This window comes from Bacillus sp. ABP14 (assembly GCF_001831375.1).
Lineage (GTDB): Bacteria > Bacillota > Bacilli > Bacillales > Bacillaceae_G > Bacillus_A > Bacillus_A paranthracis.
On the sequence record NZ_CP017016.1, the window covers coordinates 825,999 to 847,604 of the forward strand.

The window sequence follows — 21,606 nt, forward strand, 5'->3', positions numbered from 1 at the left end:
TTTTTATTCATAGAAAGGGAGATTCATATGCTAGGAGTATCAATTTATCTTTCAAAAGAGCGAGTAAAGAAACAAGAAGAATGGCTAAAAGTAGCGAAGAAAAACGGATTTTTATCTATTTTTACATCACTTCATATACCAGAAGATGATCCAAATACGTATAAAGAGTTAATTCAAATACTTGGGAAACAGGCTCTTGAAAATGAAATGGAATTAATGGTTGATGTTTCCCAAAAATCGCTACACTATTTAGGAATGACGTACGAAAATGTGGAAGAGTTAGTAGAGTGGGGAATTACTGGTTTACGAATGGACTATGGCATCACGCCAAAAGAAATCGCACGCGTATCTCACAAGATGAAAGTAGCTTTAAATGCGAGTACGATTACAGATTCATTTTGGAAAGAGTTAATTACTGAAAAGATACGGGTCGAGAATGTAGAAGCGTGGCATAATTTTTACCCGCGCCCAGAAACAGGACTAGCAAAATCCTTTTTACAAAAACAAAACGAATATTTACATGCGTGCGGAATAAAAACGATGGCATTTATTCCAGGGGATGGGGAGAAACGGGGCCCGTTATATGAAGGATTACCAACGTTAGAAAAGCACCGCAATATGCGCCCGCTTGAAGCGTATTTAGAACTTGTACAAGATTGTGGTGTCGATAAGGTGTTAATCGGGGATATAAGCGGAAGTCTAGAAAGTGTACAAGAGATAGCGAGTGCGAGTAGAGGGATTATTCCGCTGCGGTACAAATCGTTTATAACTGATAAAGAAGTATTAAAAATAGTGGAACAAGTGCATACAAATAGACTAGATCCAGCTCGTGATGTCATTCGCTCAGTAGAATCGCGAGAAGAACATAAAGTGATTTTACAGCCGATTCATACCATTTCAAGAAAGAACGGTAGCATTACAATTGATAATGAATTGTACGGTAGATATGCTGGAGAGATGCAAGTTGCTATACATGATTTGCCTGTAGATGAGAAAGTGAACGTTGTTGGCATGGTTGTAGAAGAGGATATTTCTTTATTGCCGTATGTTGGCGCTGGAAAAATGTTTCAACTTTTTTGTGCGATAGAGTAAAAGCTTGAATTAACGCTACTTTGTAGGAAAACATTATCCGTAAAACGGATAATGTTTTTTGTTTTCTTTAAAAAAGTATTTGACGAATGAAATGAAATACCGTATTGTTTTGACTTGTAAATAAAAGTTCACCATAACAAAACAAAAAGGAGAGTTCAAAATGAATCAATATATTGGGAATTTAATTATTCGTATCGTGTTAGGAGTAACGTTCTTTGCACATGGTTTAGCGAAGTTTCAATCAGGTATCGATAACGTAGCAGGCTGGTTTACAAGCATTGGCTTACCGGGTGGTCTAGCGTATGGCGTAGCAACAGTTGAATTAGTTGGTGGTATATTATTAATTATCGGTTTAGGCGTACGATATGTAGGATTGTTATTTGCACTAATTTTAGCTGGAGCTATCGTAAAGGTAAATGGAGCAGCAGGTTTATTAGGAGATGGAAAGAATCCAGGATATGAATTGGACCTTGCATTATTATCAATGGGTGCGTATTTATTCGTTGTAAAAGCAGAAGGATATGTAGATCGTTTCTTAAAAGAGAAAGTAATGAAAACGAAGTAGATTTTATTTATAAATTGTTGACTTGAATCATTATTGTAACTATAATAATTACAACGTATAGATTAAGAATAAAACAATTTAAATATTTTTTTACACAAGATGTAACTACATAAGTTACATCTTGTGTAAAAATAAATAAAATGGGAGGAAGTAACATGCCTAAATCAAATTTAGAAATGATTCAAAGCACATATGAAGGATCAGCTTCTTCGAATGCAAAACATTTAGTAGAAGCTCTCTCTGAAAAAGCAGAATGGACAGAGGCAGAAGGGTTCCCGTACGGGGGAACTTATATCGGTGTAGAAGCAATAATGGAAAATGTATTTAGCCGATTAGGATCAGAATGGGATGATTATAAAGCAAGTGTAAATACATATCATGAAGTAAGCGGAAAAGATGTAATTATTGCTGAAGGTATGTATTCAGGAGTTTATAAAGAAACGGGAAAATCATTTGAAGCAGAATTTGTTCATGTATGGCAACTTGAGAACGGAAAAATTGTGAAGTTTAAGCAATATGTAGATAGTCATCTTGTTAGAGAAGCGATGAAGAGTTAATGCTTTTTAAATGGGGCGTAGGTATATGCATTACAATTATAATAATTTTCTCGTCTATAGTTGGCGGAAAGAAATTGCTTGCATATGTGGAAAAAGAAAATAAAAATATTCAAACCCAGCAAGTGGCAAACGAAAAAGAGAAGAAAGTTGCAGAAGAATCTCCGCAAGTTAGTGAAGGTGAAATTATTTCTACTATGCACAAAATGGTACACCAAAAGGTAAAATCCTCTGAAAAATGGGGATTTGTAGAAATGACAAACAAGGAAATTTCTAATGTGAAAAGAGATATTGAAAATAGCACAGGTTTTCAATATAAAATGAAGTTATTTTCTATTATAAATAGATGGGAAAAAGGAGATTTTTCTCAAACTGTTGAGGAGCATAACTTTTTATGGAGCCTTCAAGGTGGAGATACTGGCAAGGCGACGGAACGTTTATCGCCAGAAGAGGAAAAGCAGTATATAAAAGAAATGAAGAGAAAATAAAAACATCGCCAACCCAGATGACGATGTTTTTTCATTAAGAATGTTTTCGCATTAAAGGTCTAACAGGCTGAACGGCAACTGTTTTGAAATGAGAAAATAAATAACATCCTGTCACAACGATCATTGTCCCTAAAATTTGAATCCACGTTAATTCTTCTCCGAGGAAAAGGAATGCTAAAATAGCTGTGAAAATGGGATTGAAGTTTAGAAAAATGCCGGATGTAGTTGCTCCTAATTTTTGTACGCCAACATTCCAAAATACCATACAAAGAACTGTGGAAATGAGTCCAGTATATAAAAGTGATGTTATAAAAGAAGTGTTGATATTTGTAACAGTGAAGCTCCCTATGTTAAATGGTAGTAATAAAATAACACCGAAAATACCAGAGTAAAGCGTCGCCATGAGCGGTGTAGTTGTTTTTGTTGCCCATTTACTACAAACAGAATAGATTCCCCAAATACAAACTGCCGCAATCATCCATAAATCTCCGCTATTAAAGTGTAATGAAAATAAAAGTGAAAAATCACCTTTTAATAGGACAAGAATAACCCCAAAGAATGAAAGAATCATGGATAGAATTTGAAGTGTGTTTACTTTTTCTTTTAGAAATAATACTGAAAATAGTGCAATTGAAATCGCATTTAATGTAGAAATAAGCCCTACATTCGTTGCGGATGTTTTTTCTAGTGCTAAAAATTGAAAGATGTTAAAAAGAGCGACCCCTGAAATCCCCATTAGTAGTAACGGAAGTATTGCAGCACGAGGTGGAATGATTTTCTTTTCTTTAAACCAAACCATCGGTAATAAACAAACAATCGCAATCATCCATCTTAAACTTGTAAGTGTCATCGGAGATGCGTGATCAACAAGTGATTTTCCAACGACAAAGTTTCCTCCCCATAATAAGCTCGTTAGTAATAGTAAAAAGACATAAAAATAAGGCATATTAAAATCCCCTTTGTTGTAATCAATGTGAATTGTAAATAATTTTAGCATTTTTCTTTATTGTGTAATATATTATTTTGTATAATGGATAAAAATCGATAAAATGTTTTGTTATGAATGATATTTAAAGAAAAATGTTCAGTTTTATATGAGTTATAAGGTGTTTTTTCGAATAATCATCGGTAAGAAAAAAGGGGGAATTATAATGGAGTCGTCTGTTATTAAAGTGTTGGATGATCTAGATGTACAAATTTTAGATATATTGCAGAAGGAGTCACAAGTAAGTAATGCAGAGCTTGCACGACGTGTTAATTTATCACCAGCTGCAATGCATGCAAGAATAAAAAGATTAGATGGAGAAGGGTTCATTGATAAGCAAGTAGCTATTTTAAATCAAGAAAAGCTTGGTTTTGACTTGTTATGCTTCATTTTTATGAGTACGAATATTCATCAATCGGATAAACTTGAAGTGTTGGAAAAAGAATTAGAAGCGATGCCGGAAGTGTTAGAATGTCACTGTTTAACAGGGGAGTATGATTATTTATTAAAGGTTGCAAATCGTGATCGTAAGGAATTAGAGCAGTTTATTAGAAAGCTGAATAAGCTTGGTATTACAAAGATACAGACGAGTTTAGCACTTCGTGAAATTAAATATTCGACGGTATTACCGATACGAAATGAGGAACCGAGCATCGATTAGATTGCTTGGTTTTTTGTTTGTATAAAGTGATTGACGAGAAGAAAAGAGAGATGTATTATTATATAAAATTATGTATTAAAATTCATTTTGAGTTATAAATATTAATATCGGCGGCAAGGGGATAGCATATGAAAATCTGTAATGCGGTTACGAGTGATGTGAAAGAAATTTATAGTCTCATTGAAGTTTATGCAAAAGAGGGGGTAGTTTTACCGCGTTCTCTTTTGTCTCTCTATCAATATTTACAATGTTTATATGTTATGAAAGAAGAGGGGAAAATCGTTGGAGTTGCTGGTTTACATGTGTTAGGAGAGGATCTTGCAGAAGTACGATCGTTAGTCGTTTCGCATACATATGCAGGAAAAGGGATCGGACGTATGTTAGTAAACCATGTAATAAATGAGGCGGCGAAAATAAAAGTGAGTAGAGTTATTTCTTTAACATATGAAACGGAATTTTTTCAAAAGTGCGGGTTTGATTTTGTGAATAGAGAGGCGTTACCAGAGAAGGTATGGATTGATTGTAGACATTGTCCAAAGGTAGATTATTGTGATGAAGTAGCGATGATTCGGTACGTTGGATGAAGCAAAAGAAATAAGAGCAGCTAGCAAAAGCTAACTGCTCTATTTAAGGGATCTCTCCAAGGGGGAGTGGAGAAAATATTATGTTACTAGCAGTATTGACAGATTATTAGGAAATATACAAATCAGATGAAAGAAATTTTAAATAAACTTTCGGCATTGACAGTTTTTAAAATATTCATGTACAATACATATGAATGACATTCAGTCATTTTCTGTGTCAGGATGTAGTTAGTTTGAAAACGGAACAAATACAAAAGGTAAATGAGGATGATAGTTGTTTATATATAGTAGTGATGAAAGAGCATATTTTTTTAAAACAAAAATGACTGATAGTCAGTCATGAGAGGTGAGAGGTATGAAAAATAAAGCTTGGTTATATGTCATATTAACATGTATCTTTGAAATTTTTTGGGTGTTTGGTTTTAATACGGCCAATACTTGGTGGCATTGGATTATTATTTTAGGAGTTATCGCTGTTGATTTTCACTTCCTTTCTAAAGCGTGTGAACATCTTGCAACAGGGACTGTATATGCTGTTTTCGCCGGAGCTGGTACGGTAGGTACTTTCTTAATGGATGTATTCCTTTTCGGCGGGAGTTTCAGTGTAGGAAAATTATTCTTTATCGTGATGGTTGTAGCTGGCGTTATCGGTTTAAAGCTAGCTGATAATAAAGAAGATACTATGGAAGGAGCTGCTTAAAGATGGGTTGGTTTTTCGTATTTTGTGCTGCAATTAGTGAAATAGTCGGTGTGATCGGTCTTAAAATGTATAGTAAAGATAAAACGTTAGCAAATGGAGCACTTTATATAGGCGGGTTTGCTACATCCTTTGCATTCTTGTATACATCTTTCTTATTTTTACAAGTAAGTGTCGCGTATGCGGTTTGGATTGGTATTGGAACAGCAGGTGCCGTTTTATTAAACATGTTCCTGTTTGGTGAGTCGAAAAGTAAAGCACGTATCATTAGTGTAGCTCTTATTGTATGCGGCGTGACAGGGTTAAAGGCTCTTTCTTAAAGGTATTTGGCATTTTTATCTCCTAATTTTTTGTTAGGAGATTTTATTATGAAAAAAATGATTTCCTCGCAAAGTTCACTATCATTGACAGTACAATCGATTATCTTATAAAATGAGTGACAGTCATTCAATACGCGTGTGAAAGGGTTTAGATGATGAATAAAAAAGAGAAAATTGTCTATGCAGCGATTGAAGTATTTCAGGAAAAGGGCGTTGAAAAAACGAAGATTTCTGATATCGTGAAATTAGCTGGCATTGCACAAGGAACTTTCTATTTATATTTTCCTTCTAAGTTATCTGTTATGCCTGCAATAGCAGAAGTGATGGTTGAAAAGATGATACTTGCAGTAAAAGAAAAAGTTCAAAACGATGCGCCTTTCTCAAGTAAAGTAACGCAAGTAATAGATGCGGTGTTTCACTTCATAGAGGAATATCGTGAAATACAAGCTTTAATGTATGCGGGTCTTGCATCTACAGAACATATAAAAGAATGGGAAGCTGTGTATGAGCCTCTTTATATGTGGCTAAGTGAATTTTTAAATGAGGCGAAAGAAGCGGGTGAAATTCGTGATTCGGTTCACGCAGAGCGAACAGCGAAGTTATTTATTGCTCTAGTTGAATCAGCAGCGGAACAAGTGTATTTATATGATCATAAAGATGATGAGCAAGTGGAGATACAAAGGGCAGAAGTACTAGATTTTTTAACACATGCATTACATATAAAGAAATAGTGAGATGAACCTGTCTGAGAAGGTAGGTTCATTTTTGAGGAAAACTGAATGATAGTCATTCACCTAATGCGTATGTATGTGTGGAAGGATACAGTGAAATTCTAACGAGTAGGGGCATCTCTACTCATGATTAGCCCACAAATAGCAGGATAAAGAAAAAGCTTCTTGGGCATTATTTTTTGAGAGGAGCTTACGGGAAGAGGTGTTAAAAGTGAAGAAACCGATAAAAGAACAAAAGATGGTACTGGTCATTCTTTTGAGTAATATATTTATCGCTTTTTTAGGGATTGGATTAATCATTCCGGTTATGCCGTCCTTTATGAATGATATGGGTTTAACAGGTAAGACGATGGGATATCTCGTTGCAGTGTTTGCAATGGCTCAGCTTATTGCTTCACCTATTACAGGCCGGTGGGTCGACCTTTACGGTAGGAAGAAAATGATAATCATTGGATTATTTATTTTTGGTGTTTCAGAGCTTCTTTTCGGATTAGGAACAGATGTATGGATGCTTTATGTAGCAAGGGTGTTAGGCGGAATTAGTGCTGCGTTTATTATGCCTGGTGTTACGGCATATGTAGCGGATATTACATCTATCCAAGAACGTCCAAAAGCGATGGGATATTTATCTGCGGCGATTAGTACTGGGTTTATTATAGGGCCTGGAATTGGAGGATTTATTGCAGAGTACGGAATACGTGTGCCGTTTTTCGTTGCAGCAGCAATTGCCTTTATAGCATGTGTCATTTCCATCTTTATTTTAAAAGAGCCGTTAACGAAAGAAGAGCTTGCAGAGATTTCTGCTAACACGAAAGAATCGAGTTTTATTGGTGATTTAAAGAAATCATTACATCCAATGTATGCAATTGCATTTATTATCGTATTTGTACTTGCATTCGGTTTATCAGCGTATGAAACTGTGTTTAGTCTGTTTTCTGATCATAAATTTGGATTCACACCGAAAGATATTGCGGCAATCATTACAATTAGTTCAATCTTTGGGGTAGTTGTGCAAGTATTTATGTTTGGTAAATTGGTCGACATGTTCGGTGAAAAAGTGTTAATTCAAATATGTTTAATTGTAGGTGCAGTATTAGCATTCGTTTCAACTGTAGTCTTTAATTATTGGATTGTACTTCTCGTTACATGTTTCATTTTCCTTGCATTTGATTTACTTCGTCCAGCTTTAACGACGTTTTTATCAAAAGCAGCTGGAAAAGAGCAAGGATTCGTTGCTGGTATGAACTCGACTTATACGAGTTTAGGAAATATCGCAGGACCAGCGATGGGTGGCATATTATTTGATATGAATATTCATTATCCATATGCATTTTCAGGAGTTGTTTTAATAGTGGGTCTCGCTATTACATTTATGTGGAGAGAAAAACAGCTAGCTGAAAGTTTTGCAAAGTAATAAAACCCCTTACGACGTGAGGTAAAGTGACCCCCGAAAACGGGACACATATCAAAACACCTAAACCACCTATCCCCTAAATTCTTTAGGGGATAGGTGGTTTTGTTTTTATTGAATTTTCACATAATTGTAGTAATGAATGTATTCTAGCACAATCTTTCGTACAGTTGTGTTGGATACTTTTGTTATCTTTTGTGAATAGAAAGCTTCACTTTTTAAATGGCCAAAGAAGCCTTCCATGACGGCATTATCATGGCAATTTCCTTTCCGGGACATGCTGGTGATGATGCCGTTTTGTTTGGCATACGCTTGAAATTCCTTCGCAGTATAATACTTCCTTGATATGAGTGAAGGATGATATTTTTTACTTTTCACCCTCTCATTGCTTGTTTCAATATCTTCGTCGCTAATGTCAGTGTTTGTGATTCGTTGATGACACAACTAATAATTTCGCGATTAAGGGCATCCATGATCGTTGATAAATACAAGGTACGCTCTCCAAATAAGAGATACGTCACATCCGTAAACCTGGATGTATTGAATTTGCACTCCAATCGATGAGGGGCTACCATTGGTTCCGCACCATTGATATATTTCTTTTTTTCGACGTCCCTTACTTTCTCTTCTAAATGGGATACCACCCGCATTTTAACGAAAGTATACGCTAAGCAAATTTTGACATAAAAAAAGCCGATTTTTCTACTCTAAGAAATTTTCGGCTCTAATTCGTTATAGGTTAGTTGTTACTTTGGGTGCTTCATATTTTTTCACTATTTTATAAAAGTATTTTTCTTCAGTTTTAATAGTTTCATAAACTTAACTCCTGTTATTTCTCTATTTTTCTACCTTGGATAAATTTCTTCTGTAAATATTTTGCTTAAAGGTATCTTTAAATAGCATAAGTGAACAAGGCTTGCTGGAAGTAATGAACTAAGAGCAATATTTAAAATAAGATTGCAAAAAGCAGAGAGTTTAAAAGTTTAATAAAAATTTTATATTTGCCCTACATTTTATTTAATTAATTTTCTCTATCCTATATATATGTTGGAATTCATATAACACCTTTCTGTTAAAGAAGGAATTGTACTTAGCTAAGCATTAGATAAAAAAGTGATAATGAAAGGTAAATGTAGAATGAGAAAAATAAAAAAGTTAATTGTTCCAATTAGCTTCAGTCTATTGCTAATTGGATGTAGTGGTAAAGAGTTGAATGGGAATTGGAGATTAGCGGATAATGACACTACTTGTCCAGTTTCTTATCAGTTTGATAAAAAAATCGAAGTTAACCCAAAAACTAAAAAAAAGAAAACTATATGGTTAATAGAGATGCATACTCAAAAAATAGCAAATGAATATAAAAATTCAGGAACATACAATTGGCTTGATAATAAATGGATAAATATTGATTATGGAAACAATTTTACTCAAAAACAAAAAATGGTACAAAATAAAGACAAATTAACAATTTATTTTCCATGGGTGGAAAAAGTATGTACGTATAAAAAAACAAAGTAGGATGCCTTCAAAATTATAGAAGAAATTATGGATTGATAAAGGAACTTTAGATGTATTGCTAAAAAGCAATCTAGATATTATATATATTTGATATGTATGTAATGGAATACGAGCTGGTTTTACTTGTTATCTAGTCAATGATACTTGATTCCAAACTTGACTGTATGTGATAAGTTCTATTCATTATGGAGCTACATTTTCAATGAGGGAAAATATTAGAATGATGCTAGTAATGTATTTAAAAATATGCTTTATTAGAGATGTTCTGCGCTTTCCTTCTGAAAATGATAAGATTTCAATGTAGAAACGTGGAATTTTATAGCCATTCAAAAAATACTAAAAGAATTTTTTAAAGGAATGATAGGAATTCAAATTATTTTCAAAAAGAATGAATTACACATTAGTAATTTTGTAGATGAAATTAATAGAGTAATTAATTTTTGTATTTGAATATAAGGAAGAAAAAGAAGAGGTAGGATAAAATGAAGCCGATTACAATTCTAATAGCTGATGATGACTTGGAGATTGCTGAATTAATTGAAATACATTTAAAAAAAGAAGGATACCAGGTTGTAAAAGCAACTGATGGAGAAGACGCAATTGAAATTATTCAATCGCAGGCAATTGATTTAGTGGTTTTAGACATCATGATGCCAAAAATGGATGGTTATGAGGTGACGCGTCAAATCCGTACCAAACAAAATATGCCAATTATTTTCTTAAGCGCGAAAACATCTGATTTTGATAAAGTGACGGGTCTTGTACTAGGTGCAGATGATTATATGACGAAACCTTTTACACCAATTGAATTAGTTGCACGTGTAAATGCTCAACTTCGCCGATTTCTTACGTTAAATCAACCGAAAGTAGAAGAAGAAACATCTGTTTTAGAGGCTGGAGGCGTTGTTATTGATTTTGAGAAAAGAACGGTACATGTATACGGAGAACGAATTGATTTGACACCAAAAGAGTTTGATATTTTATATTTATTGGCGAGTCATCCGAAAAAAGTATATAGCCTTGAAAATATTTTTCAGCAGATATGGACAAATGATTATTATGATGATAACAATAATACAGTTACGGTGCATATTCGTACTTTACGAAAGAAACTTGGAGAAGATAAAAGGAAGAACAAGTTAATAAAAACGATATGGGGAGTAGGTTATACTTTCAATGGCTAAAATAATAAAAAGTTTTAGGTTTAAAATGATTGCCTTGTTTGCACTAAGTATGATGTTAGCAGCTTTCGGAACATATATAATTTATAAAACATTAGGGTTCTCTTATAGAATGATGGTTAATCATGAAGACTATGTAGCAAATAGAGTGGTTGGGGGAAGTACTTATTTCTCTTTCCTTTCCTTCACTTTGCTGTCTATTTTATTCTTTTTCTTTTTAACGAAACCATATTTAAAGTATTTTGATGAAATTTCTAATGGCATTCATTATCTCTCTAAAGGAGATTTCACACATAAAGTTTATATTTCATCAAATGATGAATTCAGCGATATTGCACGTGCAATTAATATCGCAAGTGAAAAATTAAAAGAGGCGGTTGAACGAGGAGACTTTGCAGAAAGTAGTAAAGATCAACTTGTTGTTAACTTAGCTCATGATTTAAGAACACCATTAACATCTGTCCTAGGTTATTTAGATTTAATTCTCAATGAGAAAAACTTAACTGCGGAACAAATTAAATATTATTCTACAATTGCATTCGCAAAATCACAACGGCTTGAAAGTTTAATTGATGAGTTATTTGAAATTACACGAATGAATTATGGTGTACAACAATTAGATAAAAAAAACATTAATATAAGTGAATTGCTCGTGCAATTAGATGAGGAATTATATCCATTATTAGAAAAAAATGAACTAGAGGCTAGATTACGTGTTGAACCCAATTTATCTATCAACGGTGACGGGAATTTATTAGCACGAGTATTTGAAAATCTTGTCACAAATGCGGTTCGATATGGAAGTAATGGAAAGTTTGTTGATATGAATGGATACAGTGAAGATGGAGACGTTGTTGTACAGATTATTAATTATGGAGAAAGTATACCAGAAGAAGAGTTACCCTATCTTTTCGATATGTTTTATACAGGTGATAAAGCAAGAACCGTGCAGAAAAACAGTACGGGACTTGGATTATATATTGCAAAAAACATTGTTGAACAACATGATGGGAGGATTTCTGCTGAGAGTAATGTAATTCGAACAATATTTGAAGTGAGATTGCCAAAAGAACAAACTTGAAAAATTTAATAAATATTTAATTTTTACCCCACTTTTTATTTAATTAATTTCTTCTATCCTATACATAGGTTAGGGCAAGGAGAAATTAAAAATAGCAAGTGGGGTTTTTATATTGCACGCCGTATGCGCTGGGCTTATATAACAAGATGGTTTTAAAAAGGTATGTTTCTATTTTGAAATCTAATATATATCATTCCCGAAAAAGTAAATTGTGCCCCAAAATACAATATAGAAAAAAGTGAGGATAATATGAAAAAAATAAATAAAGTAATTATCATTAGTGTGGTAACAATTGGTATAGGAGTTGGGGCGTATATGACGTTTGCCAGGAGTTCTGAACCAGTTATGACCTATAAAGTATCTGAAGTACTAGAGAAACAAATTGAAAATCAGCAAAAGTTTGCTGGTGAAGTGATTCCAAATGGAATGGAGATCATTTCATTTGATCCAACAAAAGGTACGTATGAACTGGCTGTTCAAAAAGGGAATGAGGTAAAGAAAGGACAGCTTCTGTTTAAATATAATGATCCAACTGTTAAACAAGGTGTAACAGAAGCAGAAATGCAAAAGAAAATTGCACAAAAAGAGGTAACATTACAACAAAAACAAATTGATGTAGTAAAACAAAAACTACAAAAAGATAAAAATGCTGGTCTTCCTGCGGAGGCAGTAAAAGCATCAGAGATTGAAATTCAACAATTAGAATCACAACTTGAAATGAAGAAGTTTGAAGTAGAAAAAGCGGATGAAATGATTAAAGTAGCAAAAGAGAAAGTAAACACACTTTCTGTTACGAGTCCTGCTGACGGTGTAATTGATGATATTGTTACAACTTCTACTGAAAGAAACAGTATGAGCGGTATTACACTTCGCCATGCAGGTCCATTTAAAGTACAAGGTCAACTATCTGAATTTGAACTTGCTAATGTAAAAATTGGACAAGAAATAACAGTTTCATCAAAAACTGTAGCGGGTAAAACATGGACAGGAAAAGTAACAGAAATTGGTTCTACACCATTAAAAAGTATGGATGAAAACAAAACAGTTTCTAGTTATCCATTTACTGTGACGTTAGACAATAGTGAAGGCTTACAAAATGGTTTCCACGTATACGTAGAAACTAAATCAGGCGAAGCAAAGGGCACAGTTATTCCAAAGACCAGCATTTTAAAAAAAGGTGATAAAAACGTTGTCTTTGTTGTAAAAGACGGAAAAGCAAAAGAACAAGTTGTTACGGTTGAATTTGAAACAGGTAATGAAGCAAAAATTTCCGGAGTGAAAAAAGGAGAAAAAATTATCTCTAGACCTACTGTAAATCTAAAAGATGGTATGGAGGTTGCCACGCAATGATTAATTTACAAGGTATTACAAAATCATTTCAAAATGGTGAAGAATCCATTCAAATATTGCACGGAATTGATGTAACGCTAAATCAAGGAGATTTCACTTCTATCATGGGGCCATCTGGTTCTGGTAAATCAACATTAATGAATATTATCGGGTGTTTAGATAAGCCTACGACAGGTTCCTATGAATTAGCTGGGCAAAATATTTCAAACATGTCTGAAACCGAGCTTGCACATGTTCGTAATAAAGAGATTGGATTCGTATTTCAAAACTTCATGTTACTGCCACGACTTACAGCGTTGCAAAACATTGAATTACCACTTATTTATGCAGGAGTCGATAAAAAAGAAAGACAAGAGCGTTCATTAGCAGCCTTAACAAAAGTCGGTTTAGCTGATCGAGCTACCCACCTTCCAAATGAATTGTCAGGTGGGCAAAAACAACGTGTTGCAGTTGCACGAGCAATTGTAAATAACCCGAAATTTATTCTGGCAGATGAACCAACAGGTGCACTAGATACGAAAACAAGTGAACAAATTGTAAATCTATTTTATGAATTAAACAGGCAAGGTTCAACGATTATTATGATTACTCACGATCGTGAAATCGGGGAAGCCGCAGCACGTCAAATCGTTATTCGTGACGGAAACATTGTTCAGGATTGGAGAGAATAAAATTGAATATAAATGAAAATATACGTATGGCTATCTCTTCTATCTTTGCCCATAAAATGAGATCTATTTTAACGATGCTAGGAATTATCATTGGAATCAGTGCGATTATTACGATTCTCGCAATGGGCGATGGACAAACTGCAAAGATGCAAAAAGAGCTTGCAGATAGTCAGAAGTTGGATGAAATCAATATAGAATATGTTAATCCAGATTCTCCAACAGAGATTGCGAAAATTACACCGGAAATGGTAAAACAATTAGAAGGGATACCAGGTGTAAAAGACGTGTATCCAAAGGCACGTATGGACATAAAAGCATATACGGGGTCAAAAGATATTTCTTTTAGTTTAAATGTAGCAACAGGTAATTTTATGCAAGATTCCAAGATAAAAATCGTACATGGGCGTGAGCTAACAGAGGATGAACTGACAAAAGCAACTCCTGTTGTGATTCTCCATGAAGATTTATTTACAAAGCTATTCGATACTTGGAAAGATGATTTATATATAGATATAAAAGGAAAACCCTATAAGATTGCTGGAGTATATGAATATGAGGACAGTTTTCAGCGACAATTTAAATCGTATGAGGGATATACAGCGATTGATAATGCACCATTAATTTCGGGGATTGAGGAATATGATATGGTGGAAATCAAGTTATCTTCTGTTAACGATCGAGAAGTGGTAGAGAAACAAGCTGTATCTGTACTAAATGAATTGAAAGCACCGGAATTTGAGCATACATTTACAGTGGCAGATACAGGAGCGTATAGTCAAGGGCTGGAAGAAAATGCCCGAATGATGAAAATGGTATTCGCTAGTATTGCTGGTATTTCTTTAATTGTAGGAGGTATTGGTGTGATGAATATCATGCTTGTATCTGTTACAGAGCGTACGAGAGAAATAGGTATTCGAAAAGCACTTGGTGCAACAAGAGGAAATATATTAATTCAATTTCTTATTGAAGCTTGTATTTTAACAGTATTAGGAGGAGTAATTGGTTTTGGATTAGGTATTTTCTTTGCTTGGGTGTCGGCAATCGTAGGTGAGTGGCCACTGGTTATTTCCGTAAATCTCGGTCTATTATCTGTTGGAATATCTATATTGATTGGCATTGCCTCTGGTATACTTCCAGCAAATAAAGCAGCTAAACTAGACCCAATTGATTGTCTACGATATGAATAATAGTGTAGGTGAAAGATAAGATATTTTAGAAAAGAGTAAATACCCCTATGAGTATTTACTCTTTTTAGAAATAGGGATTTTCATGGTATAACCAAAAATTTAAACAATCTTAATTCTAATTTTATATAGATTTCTTGGCTGTAAATACTAAGAGGAGAGAGGAATATAAAATGAAAACAGTGCTAGAAGCAAAAAATATAAAAAAAGTATATGACACGGGTGGAAATACATTTGAAGCGTTAAAAGGGATTAACTTACAAGTACAAGAAGGAGAATTTGTTGGGATTATGGGCCCTTCTGGTTCAGGTAAGACAACCCTATTAAATGTTCTTTCGACAATTGATCATGTGACGAGTGGTGAGATTTTAATAGATGGAAAAGATATTGTAAAGATGAGTGATGATACGCTAGCATTGTTTCGCCGCAATCATTTAGGTTTCATTTTTCAAGATTATAACTTATTAGATACGTTAACGGTGAAAGAAAATATCGCATTGCCTCTTGCTTTATCGAAGGTGAAGGTCAGTGAAATTGATCGACTTGTTCTTGAAATCTCAAAGAAGTTTGGCATTGATCATATCTTAAGTCAATACCCCTATCAAGTATCTGGGGGTCAGAAACAACGCTGCGCAGCATCACGTGCCATGGTTACGAATCCGAGTATGATTTTTGGGGATGAGCCAACTGGGGCGCTTGACTCTAAATCAGCAACGGATTTGTTAGAAAGTATGAAGTCATTAAATGAATATGATAACTCAACCATATTAATGGTAACGCATGATGCGTTTGCGGCAAGTTATTGTAAACGAGTGATTATGATTAAAGATGGTGAATTATATAAAGAATTACACCGTGGAGAATTAACACGTAAGCAATTCTTCCAACAAGTCATTGATGTAATGTCTTCCATTTCTGAAGATAAGGCTGATGATCTTATCTAATATGGCCATTTATAACATAATGTGTGATTAAAACAATGTATATTTTGTAGAAATAGTTTTTAGGAGGTTAAAATAAATGACTTTAATTGAAATCGTTCAACGAAATATAAGGCGAAATTTTAAGGAGTATATACTTTATTTTGTATCTTTAGCTTCGAGTATGCTGATTTATTTTATATTTGCGTCACTTCGATATAGTACGCAAATCAAAAAAGAAATGCTTAATAATGTAATGATTAATAGTGTTCTTCAGTCTTCAAAAGTGATACTCATTATTTTTATAGCCATATTTATTATTTACTCTACTAATTTTTTTATAAGAAAACGTAAAAAAGAGATAGGGTTATATTCTTTACTAGGCATTACTAAAAAACAAATTGGTACGATGTTATTTTGTGAAACATTAATAATGGGGGGCGTAGCTTTAATAGTTGGAATATTGATTGGCAGTATAAGTTTTAAGTTATTTTTAGAACTTCTAATGAGTTTGATGAAATTAAATGTGCCAATTACGTTCGAGTTATCTATAAAGGCCATAATAGACACAATTATTGTTTTTTTATCGATTCTATTATATACAGCTTGGAAAAACTCGCGCTTAATTTATCAATTTCCATTAATTGAAATGTTCCAAGCGAATCATAAAGGAGAGAGTATGCCAAAAGGATCTAAATATTTGGCATATATAGGTCTTATTTTAATTGGCTTTGGTTATGTTTTAGCATTCTTTTTTCGCGAAGTCGTAAAATTTGTGCAGAACCCTGAGGACCCTATGCGTCCGCTAATGGATCCTAAAATAATCCCGTTATCTATTTTGATTGCGATTGTTCTTGCAACCTACTGTCTATTCACGTCTTATACAGTTATTGTATTAAAGAAAATTAAAAGTAAGAGCAATATCTATTTTAACGGTATGAATATACTAAATATTTCACAGTTGTTATATCGAGTAAAAGGAAATGCCAAATTACTTGCGACTATTGCTATCTTAAGTGCCACAGCTTTAACGGCAGTTAGTACAGTTGTATCAGGGTATTATGTAGGGCAATCTGAAACAAATGAAGATTTTATGCAACTGTACGGAGTCACATTGTTTATTGGAAGCTTCTTAGGGATTATATTTGTACTAGCAACTGGTTCCATTATTTATTATAAACAACTATCTGAAGCGCATGCTAATCAGAAATACTATGAGGTTCTTCGTAAGATAGGTGTTACGAAAAAAGAAGTAAGAAAGTCAATTTCGAAACAAGTGAGCTTTAGTTTTATTTCACCTATAATAGTCGGACTTACGCATAGCTTATTTGCTTTACCAATAATAAACAACATGCCTATATACAGTATTATGATTCCTATTTCCATTAGTTCTATTGCATATTGCATAATCTATTTTGGATATTATATATTAACCGTTAATTCGTATTTTAGAATTGTGTATAAGTAATAAATTCTTTTGATATTGCGTAATAAAATTAGGAAATACAACCTATCAAGTTCTAAATAATAAAGAATAATGAAATGAACAAAAGCCGATATCCTTAACGTGTAGGGAATCGGTTTTTTCTATATGGGGTACCGCCACATCGCTATCAAGCTAAGAAAACAAAATTCCCCCTAAAATGAAAAAATACGCTATTCTTTTTGTAGAATCATAGGAAAGGATGGTGTTTTTTTAATTTTATAGATACTTTGTGGTAACCTCAAGTAGGAGGATTTAGCACAGTCAAATAATAATATCTTTTGTCTAGAAAGGAGAATGTTTTTTGAAATATAAATTAAGAAAAAAATTAAGCGTGTTTTTTATAGGATTATTAGTAACTAGTACTAATCGCTTCTATTTTCGTTTATTATAAGTTTTTAACACCTTCAGCAGATATTCAACAATACAAGGCATATTATGCTCCAAAAACAACACAAAAGGTATTGAATCACGGTGAGGTAAAGGTCACATTCTTAGGAACATCATCTTTACTATTTGATGATGGAAATACGCAATTAATGATTGATGGTTTTATTTCTAGGCCATCCTTACCAAAAATGTTGTTCAGCAATATAAAAACAGATGAAGATAATGTGGATAAAATTTTTAATCAAATAGGGGCTGATAATAATAAACTTAAGGGATTATTTATTGCACATACACATTATGATCATGCGTTTGATTTAGCTTATATAGCTAAACGAACTGGAACACATGTATATGGTTCAGAATCAGCAATTAACATAGGTATTGGTGGTGATATAAATAAGAACCAGATGTCTGTATATGAAGTAAATAAGGCTATGAAGTTTGGTGATTTTACTGTTACTGTCCTTCCATCGAAACATTCACCAACCTTTGATGAAGGAGAAAAAATAAAAAAGCCACTTAAACAACCAGCTAAAGCCCTAGATTATCATGAAGACTCTTCATATGATTACTTGATTACGTATAATAATAAAACTTTCCTTGTTAAACCAAGTGCTAACTATATAGAAGGGGTATTAGATGATATTCGAGCTGATGTCTTGTTTTTAGGAATAGGGGGATTAGGAAAGCAGGAAAGTACTTTGCAAAATACGTATTACGAGCAAGCTGTACGAAAAGTACAACCGAAGCTTGTTATTCCAATACATTGGGACAATTTCACCAAACCATTGACAGATACTCTTGAAGCAATGCCTAAATATGCGGACAATACTAAAAATGGATTAGATTTTATAATTCAAAGGACAAAAGCAGATAAAATTGATCTTCAAATACTACAAGGTGTTAGAAGTATTTACTTCTAAAAAAGAATCCACCACACCTCTATCAAGTTAAGAAACATAAAAAAACGATAATAATGAAATTCCGTGCTAAAAAAGCTACAAAATTTTCGTTTAGGGGCAATCTGTTCTGTTAGCTTGATGGCGATGTGTCTGTACCCCTATATCATCTTTCAAATCTTCCGTTCGTTGTAATGAGCGATAAAATATGGAACGGGGTAATTCTAATACGTTACGCAATTCTTTTACTGTTATTTTTGTTTGTACATTTTCCATAAAGTAACTACAGTTTCTGATTTCAGCCCCTTTCGATTTCCAGATACTTTCCCCGTACAAGTAATTTTGTTTTTAGGTGTTTATTTTCTATACGTAGCTATTCTAATTCACTGAGCTCTTTTGGTCTTTTTCCATAAGAATATTGTTTTCCTACAGGTTGTTGAAAGGGATACGTTTGATCTGTACGATACTATTTCATCTATGTCTTAATTTGGGAAACATTTTCAATTCCGAGCTTCTCCATAATGGTCCGATTGGAATACCCATCCTTTTTCATTTCAATCACTTTCCACTTTACTTTTTCTGGGTAATGAACTCTTATTTTTTCATGTACCACTATTCGGGTTCACTTCACTTCAACGGTAAGGTTTTTTTGTTTTATAAGCTTAATCCAAACCGTTTTAATTCAATAAATATCCCCTCTAATTGCTTCCCTTTATCCGTTAATGTGTACTCTACACGAGGTGGAACTTCTGGATATACTTTTCTCGTTATAATGCCTTGAGCTTCTAATTCTTTTAGTCGAAGCGATAATGTTTTTGGACTAATACCATCCATTGATTTTTGTAAATCACTAAAGCGTAATGTTCCTTCGATAAGAAGATCACGAATGATTAAAAATGTCCATTTCGTACTAATTACATCAAGGGTTTTAGCGATGGGACAAGGTATGCCAGGTAAACCTTTCGTTAATTCAACTGGATCTATATTGTTCATGGAACTAGCCTCCATAAAATTTTTTTTGATGAATTTGCTTTATAGTATCACAAAACTATACTTTTGGTAACTATATGAAAAAAATATCACTACTTCCATAAAGGAAGTTAGTGCATATACAATAGCAATACGAAATACAAAGGATTTAGAGGAGGAGGTGGTGATTTCCATGGGGATAAAAAAGTTATTTGGATTTCTTAGTTTGTTTGTTATTTGTATTGTGCTTGTAGCATGTGGTGTGGAAGAAAAAACGGAAGTTCAGTTATTAAAAGAAATGCCAAAGCCAAAAGCAATGACAATTGATCCTTCACTAAGTAAAAAGGAAGCGACCGAAATGGTTCATGCAGCGCAGCGTTTTTATGCATTTTGGGATACAGGTAAAGAGGAACTTATTCCGCAAACTGTTACTGAAAAATTTTTCGATCATACATTGCCGAAAGGGCGACTACAAGGCACGGAAGGATTAAAGTTTGCAGCGCAAAATTTTCGTAAAGTTGTGCCTGATATACATTGCGAGATTGAAGACTTATTGGTTGTTGGTGATAAAGTAACAGCCCGTCTTTCTTTTACAGGAACGCATAACGGTAAAAATATTAGCTTTTCTGCAATAGATATTTTGCATGTGAAAGACGGAAAGATTACGGAAGACTGGCATTTAGAAGATAATCTTACGTTGAAACAGCAACTTGGATTAATAAACGAGGAATAGAGTAGGGGAGAGAAAAACGATGAAAAATATATTTATTATAAATGGACATGAAAAATACGGTACAAAGGAAGGACGATTAAATAAAACGTTAGTGGATCATATGGTAACGGTATTAAGCGAGAACCATCAAGTGAAAACAACAACGATTCAAGATGGCTATAGTATTAAAGAAGAACAAGAGAAGTTTTTATGGGCTGATGTTGTGATTTATCAAACGCCGATTTACTGGTTTAGTGTACCTGGGTTATTTAAAACGTATATGGATGAAGTGTATGAATATGGTTTGTTCTTTAAAGGTGCAGATGAATATGGAACAGGTGGTTTGTTAACAGAGAAAGAGTATATGTTTTCTACAACTTGGAACGCACCTGAAAATTCATTTGGAGATAAGACGAAGTTCTTTGAAGGGGAAAGTCTAGAATCAACGCTTAGTCATTTACACCGCGTGCAGAAGTTTCTTGGGATGAGTCCGTTAAAGAGTTTTGCTTGTTATGATGTGGTAAAGAATCCGGATATTGAACAATATTTATTGAACTTGAAAGATCACTTAGATGGAGTAATTAAATAATAGTATGTGAAGAAGGTACTACTAAGGAGGTAGTACCTTCTCTTTCACGAAATACGTTTAAAATCTTTACCTATACAGGACTGCTTTAGTTTTTTTGATTTGATTAAATGTTTCATATCAGAGATGTTATCGTATGAAAGCTGAGTATGATAATAGTTAATGTACTCAAGTAATGCAAACATATAAATAAATAGAGTAAATGATAGCCCGCCTAAAGGTAAGTAGGGATACAAAATTACAACATCAATAGTAAACGTAATAAATCCCGTGATAATGAATGCTATATTTATCTTTTTAAGTATTTTTAAATATTGAATCATCCTAATGGGCGTAACAGATGTTTTCTCTTTTTTTAGTCGTTTCCACTTTACGTACCAGTAAATTACTCCTTGTAATAAGATAAACTCTAAAAGAAGAAATGAGATCCAAAAAGAATATAGGGAATATAAATGTAAAGTAGGATAAACATAATTAAGTAAGTAACTTGTGAAAATAAAAGTAATGACTGAAAATAATTCACCTGTGTATAGATAGGAAAGTCTTTTTTCTAGGGTGCGTTTCATGGTTTCTC

24 protein-coding genes and 2 pseudogenes are annotated in these 21,606 nt (G+C 33.5%); 21 read left to right on the forward strand and 5 right to left on the reverse strand.

Annotated elements, in window-relative coordinates:
- The first annotated feature begins 27 nt into the window (after positions 1 to 27).
- The 4 genes from BGI23_RS04310 (at position 28) to BGI23_RS04325 (ending at position 2,699) form a co-directional block, all read left to right on the forward strand.
- Positions 28 to 1,092 (forward strand): DUF871 domain-containing protein, encoded by a 1,065-nt coding sequence (locus BGI23_RS04310; RefSeq protein ID WP_070805302.1) that lies wholly within the window; start codon positions 28 to 30, stop codon positions 1,090 to 1,092.
- Between the two features lie 160 nt (positions 1,093 to 1,252).
- On the forward strand, positions 1,253 to 1,657 hold the full coding sequence (locus BGI23_RS04315) for a DoxX family protein (protein WP_001077751.1): 405 nt from the start codon (positions 1,253 to 1,255) through the stop codon (positions 1,655 to 1,657).
- Positions 1,658 to 1,812: 155 nt separating this feature from the next.
- Positions 1,813 to 2,214: a nuclear transport factor 2 family protein gene (locus BGI23_RS04320; RefSeq protein WP_070805303.1), complete on the forward strand. Its 402-nt coding sequence runs from the start codon at positions 1,813 to 1,815 to the stop codon at positions 2,212 to 2,214.
- Complete coding sequence (locus BGI23_RS04325) at positions 2,214 to 2,699, forward strand: PRK06770 family protein (RefSeq protein ID WP_000897971.1); 486 nt, start codon at positions 2,214 to 2,216, stop codon at positions 2,697 to 2,699. The genes BGI23_RS04320 and BGI23_RS04325 overlap by 1 nt, the downstream gene beginning before the upstream one ends.
- Before the next feature lie 34 nt (positions 2,700 to 2,733).
- Here the strand turns inward: BGI23_RS04325 and BGI23_RS04330 are convergent, their stop codons facing one another.
- Positions 2,734 to 3,645 carry a DMT family transporter gene (locus BGI23_RS04330; RefSeq protein ID WP_070805304.1) on the reverse strand — a complete coding sequence of 304 codons (912 nt, stop codon included), beginning with the start codon at positions 3,643 to 3,645 and terminating at the stop codon, positions 2,734 to 2,736.
- Positions 3,646 to 3,850: 205 nt separating this feature from the next.
- On the opposite strand from BGI23_RS04330, the gene BGI23_RS04335 reads away from it, so the two are divergent.
- The 6 genes from BGI23_RS04335 (at position 3,851) to BGI23_RS04360 (ending at position 8,091) form a co-directional block, all read left to right on the forward strand.
- Complete coding sequence (locus BGI23_RS04335) at positions 3,851 to 4,345, forward strand: Lrp/AsnC family transcriptional regulator (RefSeq protein ID WP_000446103.1); 495 nt, start codon at positions 3,851 to 3,853, stop codon at positions 4,343 to 4,345.
- 128 nt (positions 4,346 to 4,473) lie between these two features.
- Positions 4,474 to 4,929: an N-acetyltransferase gene (locus BGI23_RS04340; protein WP_000686674.1), complete on the forward strand. Its 456-nt coding sequence runs from the start codon at positions 4,474 to 4,476 to the stop codon at positions 4,927 to 4,929.
- Between the two features lie 355 nt (positions 4,930 to 5,284).
- Positions 5,285 to 5,629 carry a DMT family transporter gene (locus tag BGI23_RS04345; protein WP_000790625.1) on the forward strand — a complete coding sequence of 115 codons (345 nt, stop codon included), beginning with the start codon at positions 5,285 to 5,287 and terminating at the stop codon, positions 5,627 to 5,629.
- Between the two features lie 2 nt (positions 5,630 to 5,631).
- Complete coding sequence (locus tag BGI23_RS04350) at positions 5,632 to 5,946, forward strand: DMT family transporter (RefSeq protein ID WP_000539674.1); 315 nt, start codon at positions 5,632 to 5,634, stop codon at positions 5,944 to 5,946.
- Positions 5,947 to 6,098: 152 nt separating this feature from the next.
- Entirely contained in the window at positions 6,099 to 6,677 is a 579-nt protein-coding gene (locus BGI23_RS04355; RefSeq protein ID WP_070805305.1) for a TetR/AcrR family transcriptional regulator, read from the forward strand.
- 211 nt (positions 6,678 to 6,888) lie between these two features.
- Positions 6,889 to 8,091 carry an MFS transporter gene (locus BGI23_RS04360; protein WP_070805306.1) on the forward strand — a complete coding sequence of 401 codons (1,203 nt, stop codon included), beginning with the start codon at positions 6,889 to 6,891 and terminating at the stop codon, positions 8,089 to 8,091.
- Between the two features lie 108 nt (positions 8,092 to 8,199).
- On the opposite strand, the pseudogene BGI23_RS26970 reads toward BGI23_RS04360, so the two are convergent.
- Positions 8,200 to 8,726, reverse strand: a pseudogene (locus BGI23_RS26970) (DDE-type integrase/transposase/recombinase); the annotation flags it as partial.
- 499 nt (positions 8,727 to 9,225) lie between these two features.
- Here BGI23_RS26970 and BGI23_RS04365 point away from each other — a divergent pair.
- The 9 genes from BGI23_RS04365 (at position 9,226) to BGI23_RS04405 (ending at position 18,789) form a co-directional block, all read left to right on the forward strand.
- Positions 9,226 to 9,606 (forward strand): hypothetical protein, encoded by a 381-nt coding sequence (locus tag BGI23_RS04365; protein ID WP_070805307.1) that lies wholly within the window; start codon positions 9,226 to 9,228, stop codon positions 9,604 to 9,606.
- A 482-nt stretch (positions 9,607 to 10,088) separates the two neighbouring features.
- On the forward strand, positions 10,089 to 10,790 hold the full coding sequence (locus BGI23_RS04370) for a response regulator transcription factor (RefSeq protein WP_049114251.1): 702 nt from the start codon (positions 10,089 to 10,091) through the stop codon (positions 10,788 to 10,790).
- A complete protein-coding gene (locus tag BGI23_RS04375; RefSeq protein ID WP_070805308.1) occupies positions 10,783 to 11,868 on the forward strand; it encodes a HAMP domain-containing sensor histidine kinase in 1,086 nt (361 codons plus the stop codon). Before BGI23_RS04370 ends, BGI23_RS04375 begins: the two co-directional genes overlap by 8 nt.
- A 249-nt stretch (positions 11,869 to 12,117) precedes the next feature.
- Positions 12,118 to 13,218: an efflux RND transporter periplasmic adaptor subunit gene (locus BGI23_RS04380; protein WP_070805309.1), complete on the forward strand. Its 1,101-nt coding sequence runs from the start codon at positions 12,118 to 12,120 to the stop codon at positions 13,216 to 13,218.
- A complete protein-coding gene (locus BGI23_RS04385) occupies positions 13,215 to 13,889 on the forward strand; it encodes an ABC transporter ATP-binding protein (RefSeq protein ID WP_070805310.1) in 675 nt (224 codons plus the stop codon). Before BGI23_RS04380 ends, BGI23_RS04385 begins: the two co-directional genes overlap by 4 nt.
- Positions 13,890 to 13,891: 2 nt before the next feature.
- A complete protein-coding gene (locus BGI23_RS04390) occupies positions 13,892 to 15,076 on the forward strand; it encodes an ABC transporter permease (RefSeq protein WP_049114244.1) in 1,185 nt (394 codons plus the stop codon).
- 170 nt (positions 15,077 to 15,246) lie between these two features.
- On the forward strand, positions 15,247 to 16,017 hold the full coding sequence (locus BGI23_RS04395; RefSeq protein WP_049114241.1) for an ABC transporter ATP-binding protein: 771 nt from the start codon (positions 15,247 to 15,249) through the stop codon (positions 16,015 to 16,017).
- A 76-nt stretch (positions 16,018 to 16,093) separates the two neighbouring features.
- Positions 16,094 to 17,461: an FtsX-like permease family protein gene (locus BGI23_RS04400; protein ID WP_070805311.1), complete on the forward strand. Its 1,368-nt coding sequence runs from the start codon at positions 16,094 to 16,096 to the stop codon at positions 17,459 to 17,461.
- A 554-nt stretch (positions 17,462 to 18,015) separates the two neighbouring features.
- On the forward strand, positions 18,016 to 18,789 hold the full coding sequence (locus tag BGI23_RS04405; RefSeq protein ID WP_255369078.1) for an MBL fold metallo-hydrolase: 774 nt from the start codon (positions 18,016 to 18,018) through the stop codon (positions 18,787 to 18,789).
- Between the two features lie 138 nt (positions 18,790 to 18,927).
- On the opposite strand, the pseudogene BGI23_RS28085 reads toward BGI23_RS04405, so the two are convergent.
- Positions 18,928 to 19,318, reverse strand: a pseudogene (locus tag BGI23_RS28085) (IS3-like element ISBt2 family transposase); the annotation flags it as partial.
- Positions 19,319 to 19,419: 101 nt separating this feature from the next.
- Positions 19,420 to 19,758 (reverse strand): winged helix-turn-helix transcriptional regulator, encoded by a 339-nt coding sequence (locus tag BGI23_RS04415; protein WP_063223780.1) that lies wholly within the window; start codon positions 19,756 to 19,758, stop codon positions 19,420 to 19,422.
- Between the two features lie 169 nt (positions 19,759 to 19,927).
- Between BGI23_RS04415 and BGI23_RS04420 the strand changes: the two genes are divergently transcribed.
- Entirely contained in the window at positions 19,928 to 20,467 is a 540-nt protein-coding gene (locus BGI23_RS04420; protein ID WP_070805313.1) for an ester cyclase, read from the forward strand.
- 19 nt (positions 20,468 to 20,486) lie between these two features.
- Positions 20,487 to 21,035: an NAD(P)H-dependent oxidoreductase gene (locus tag BGI23_RS04425; protein WP_070805314.1), complete on the forward strand. Its 549-nt coding sequence runs from the start codon at positions 20,487 to 20,489 to the stop codon at positions 21,033 to 21,035.
- A 44-nt stretch (positions 21,036 to 21,079) separates the two neighbouring features.
- Here the strand turns inward: BGI23_RS04425 and BGI23_RS04430 are convergent, their stop codons facing one another.
- Positions 21,080 to 21,598 carry a general stress protein gene (locus BGI23_RS04430; RefSeq protein WP_070805315.1) on the reverse strand — a complete coding sequence of 173 codons (519 nt, stop codon included), beginning with the start codon at positions 21,596 to 21,598 and terminating at the stop codon, positions 21,080 to 21,082.
- Between the last annotated feature and the right edge of the window lie 8 nt (positions 21,599 to 21,606).

Excerpts from the sequence above, each read along its gene's own strand:
- BGI23_RS04405 (WP_255369078.1), top strand. The coding sequence starts at position 18,016 with ATGATTGATGGTTTTATTTCTAGGCCATCCTTACCAAAAATGTTGTTC.
- BGI23_RS04395 (WP_049114241.1), top strand. The coding sequence starts at position 15,247 with ATGAAAACAGTGCTAGAAGCAAAAAATATAAAAAAAGTATATGACACG.
- BGI23_RS04425 (WP_070805314.1), top strand. The coding sequence starts at position 20,487 with ATGAAAAATATATTTATTATAAATGGACATGAAAAATACGGTACAAAG.
- BGI23_RS04315 (WP_001077751.1), top strand. The coding sequence starts at position 1,253 with ATGAATCAATATATTGGGAATTTAATTATTCGTATCGTGTTAGGAGTA.
- BGI23_RS04400 (WP_070805311.1), top strand. The coding sequence starts at position 16,094 with ATGACTTTAATTGAAATCGTTCAACGAAATATAAGGCGAAATTTTAAG.
- BGI23_RS04430 (WP_070805315.1), bottom strand. The coding sequence starts at position 21,598 with ATGAAACGCACCCTAGAAAAAAGACTTTCCTATCTATACACAGGTGAA.
- BGI23_RS04330 (WP_070805304.1), bottom strand. The coding sequence starts at position 3,645 with ATGCCTTATTTTTATGTCTTTTTACTATTACTAACGAGCTTATTATGG.
- BGI23_RS04350 (WP_000539674.1), top strand. The coding sequence starts at position 5,632 with ATGGGTTGGTTTTTCGTATTTTGTGCTGCAATTAGTGAAATAGTCGGT.
- BGI23_RS04380 (WP_070805309.1), top strand. The coding sequence starts at position 12,118 with ATGAAAAAAATAAATAAAGTAATTATCATTAGTGTGGTAACAATTGGT.
- BGI23_RS04420 (WP_070805313.1), top strand. The coding sequence starts at position 19,928 with ATGGGGATAAAAAAGTTATTTGGATTTCTTAGTTTGTTTGTTATTTGT.
- BGI23_RS04370 (WP_049114251.1), top strand. The coding sequence starts at position 10,089 with ATGAAGCCGATTACAATTCTAATAGCTGATGATGACTTGGAGATTGCT.
- BGI23_RS04365 (WP_070805307.1), top strand. The coding sequence starts at position 9,226 with ATGAGAAAAATAAAAAAGTTAATTGTTCCAATTAGCTTCAGTCTATTG.
- BGI23_RS04355 (WP_070805305.1), top strand. The coding sequence starts at position 6,099 with ATGATGAATAAAAAAGAGAAAATTGTCTATGCAGCGATTGAAGTATTT.
- BGI23_RS04335 (WP_000446103.1), top strand. The coding sequence starts at position 3,851 with ATGGAGTCGTCTGTTATTAAAGTGTTGGATGATCTAGATGTACAAATT.
- BGI23_RS04375 (WP_070805308.1), top strand. The coding sequence starts at position 10,783 with ATGGCTAAAATAATAAAAAGTTTTAGGTTTAAAATGATTGCCTTGTTT.
- BGI23_RS04340 (WP_000686674.1), top strand. The coding sequence starts at position 4,474 with ATGAAAATCTGTAATGCGGTTACGAGTGATGTGAAAGAAATTTATAGT.
- BGI23_RS04415 (WP_063223780.1), bottom strand. The coding sequence starts at position 19,758 with ATGAACAATATAGATCCAGTTGAATTAACGAAAGGTTTACCTGGCATA.
- BGI23_RS04320 (WP_070805303.1), top strand. The coding sequence starts at position 1,813 with ATGCCTAAATCAAATTTAGAAATGATTCAAAGCACATATGAAGGATCA.
- BGI23_RS04310 (WP_070805302.1), top strand. The coding sequence starts at position 28 with ATGCTAGGAGTATCAATTTATCTTTCAAAAGAGCGAGTAAAGAAACAA.
- BGI23_RS04325 (WP_000897971.1), top strand. The coding sequence starts at position 2,214 with ATGCTTTTTAAATGGGGCGTAGGTATATGCATTACAATTATAATAATT.
- BGI23_RS04385 (WP_070805310.1), top strand. The coding sequence starts at position 13,215 with ATGATTAATTTACAAGGTATTACAAAATCATTTCAAAATGGTGAAGAA.
- BGI23_RS04345 (WP_000790625.1), top strand. The coding sequence starts at position 5,285 with ATGAAAAATAAAGCTTGGTTATATGTCATATTAACATGTATCTTTGAA.